The following is a 1,865-nucleotide window of genomic DNA, read 5'->3' as shown; positions in this document are numbered from 1 at the left end:
CAGTGCGGCCTCGCGGCTACTGGGGTCTACCAGCCTTCGCTTCGCTCTCCATGGCTGGCAGCGAAAGCCTCCATTGTTGAGTTTGAGGAGGAGGCTTTTCGCGGTGTGTTTTTGCACTTTCGACGATGCCTAGTGGGCGTAATGCAGAATGCGCTTGGAAAGAAACCAGTCCGGTTCCTTTTTGACATACAAAGAGACAGAAGCGGTACTCAAATGCTTTGGCAGGGAAATCTCCCAGGCATCCAGTATTTTCTGTGCCACTTTATATTGAACCTTTGGGGGTAATTCCAGAAATTTAGGGTAGACATCTATGGCAACGGTCGCGCCGTAGAAGTCCCTGACATCATATACCCAGCGAAACTCTTTATCCTCTGCCTGGTGTTTCTTAACGAAAGTGCGCAGTGCATCCCTCGATACCATAATGCTTCGTTCTTTTTCAATATTGGCGAACAAGCTGAGTCTAGCGTAACTTGTGGTCGTCCCTCCAACAATACCCACAAGCACAACGAAAGAAAGAATACCCCTGATGAATGGTCTGCCAAGCACGCCAATTTTCAGGTGAATTTTGCTACCCAATCGCAACTTATGCTCCTGCCGAAGCTTCGGCGTCTTTTACAGGTTCTGGCGCTTCATTTTCCGCATTATCCGATTCCGCCGGTACCTGCTTGTCTCCGCTGTTTCCCTTAGCGATTTTCTCTTGTTCTTCCATGCGTTTTTCATGAATCTGTTCTTTCTGTTTTTCGTGCATCCGTGCCTTTCGTTGCTGATCCACAATACGACGTACCGTTTCTATGCACAGATCCCTGGCGTCATAAGCCATCGTCACAAGATGTTTCTGCCAACCCATGAGCAGGTTCTTTCTGGTAGCGCTATCGACTCTCTTGAGCATCCACAAGCTCTGGATGATGGCTGCCAGATTATCCAGTTTCTCCATGATCGTCAGGTACTGAAAAGATTGTGGTGTCGTTACCTGGGCGGTAACCTGATTCACCACCGTGGAGTTAATACTATCGATGTTGATTCCGGCTTCCTCCGCCATCTGCCGGGCCTTTTCCAGATCTGCGTCCAGGCGTTCTTCTGCTTCATCAATATTGTTCTGAATAACCAGTCCGATTTTATCCGCGAACTGCGGTGCAGCAATGGCCATAACGTCGAATACGCGGTACGTTGTTTCAGCGAAGGCATTAAATGCTGAACGATAAACATGCTGGCTGTAACGGCTTTTCATCACTACAGGCACTTCGGTGTAAATACGGGGCACTTTCTCATCCATCAAGCGATACATCAACTCAGCCTGCGACGGTTTTTTCCCCCGCCGATGAGAACCCTTCTGACTTTTGTTTGGCATGGTTTTATCCTCAAAATATTGATTAGGTGATTCTTCTGCTCGCTAAGGGCGGGGTTTAATTGGTCGCGCTCAACGGTTCACTATCATCAGACGACGCTTTCTCCTGTGTATCATGTGGGGCGTCATAAGACAGGGAATCGAAATATTTTTCCGTTTGACGCACCGCCCGTTCAACGGTTTTTGCCAGCGCCCTATCCAAATCAAATTCGATATTTTTTTCCCTGCACATTTTCCTGGCGTTGCTCAGACTTCTGTACAGCCCCGCAGGAATTCTGAATTTAACCTCTGATGTGTCTACCAGTTTCCGCATATGAGACGGAAGCGTATTTTCTCTTTTTGCCATTGTGTATCTCCAAAAAAACCCAATCCGGACTATAAAGCGTCAAGCGCCTTTTTTTTCGTTTCTAAACGCCATTTTTTGCCTTTTTCCATCACTCCCCTGCCCGGTTTAATGCTGGTCACACGACCGCTGCCAGCCATGGAGAGCGAAGCGAAGGCTGGTAGACCCCAGTAGCCG

At 48.3% G+C, this 1,865-nt stretch carries 3 protein-coding genes; all 3 read right to left on the bottom strand.

Going from position 1 to position 1,865, the window contains the following annotated elements; all coding sequences use genetic code 11:
• Window positions 1-129 precede the first annotated feature (129 nt).
• Genes ACOCD2_RS18310 through ACOCD2_RS18300 form a run of 3 tightly spaced genes read right to left on the bottom strand, consistent with a single transcriptional unit; the run spans window position 130 to window position 1,691 of the window.
• Complete coding sequence (locus ACOCD2_RS18310) at window positions 130-576, bottom strand: hypothetical protein (protein ID WP_293649014.1); 447 nt, start codon at window positions 574-576, stop codon at window positions 130-132.
• A gap of 7 nt (window positions 577-583) precedes the next feature.
• Window positions 584-1,348, bottom strand: a complete 765-nt coding sequence (locus ACOCD2_RS18305) for a hypothetical protein (RefSeq protein ID WP_294041192.1) — start codon at window positions 1,346-1,348, stop codon at window positions 584-586.
• Between the two features lie 55 nt (window positions 1,349-1,403).
• On the bottom strand, window positions 1,404-1,691 hold the full coding sequence (locus ACOCD2_RS18300; RefSeq protein WP_293649020.1) for a hypothetical protein: 288 nt from the start codon (window positions 1,689-1,691) through the stop codon (window positions 1,404-1,406).
• Window positions 1,692-1,865 lie beyond the last annotated feature (174 nt).

Source organism: Thiolapillus sp., from assembly GCF_048562965.1.
In the GTDB taxonomy this organism is placed as follows: domain Bacteria; phylum Pseudomonadota; class Gammaproteobacteria; order Chromatiales; family Chromatiaceae; genus Thiolapillus; species Thiolapillus brandeum_A.
This window is presented reverse-complemented; position numbering and strand designations above follow the sequence as displayed.

Coding starts and splice junctions, on each gene's coding strand:
- ACOCD2_RS18300 (WP_293649020.1), bottom strand. CDS start 1,691: ATGGCAAAAAGAGAAAATACGCTTCCGTCTCATATGCGGAAACTGGTA.
- ACOCD2_RS18305 (WP_294041192.1), bottom strand. CDS start 1,348: ATGCCAAACAAAAGTCAGAAGGGTTCTCATCGGCGGGGGAAAAAACCG.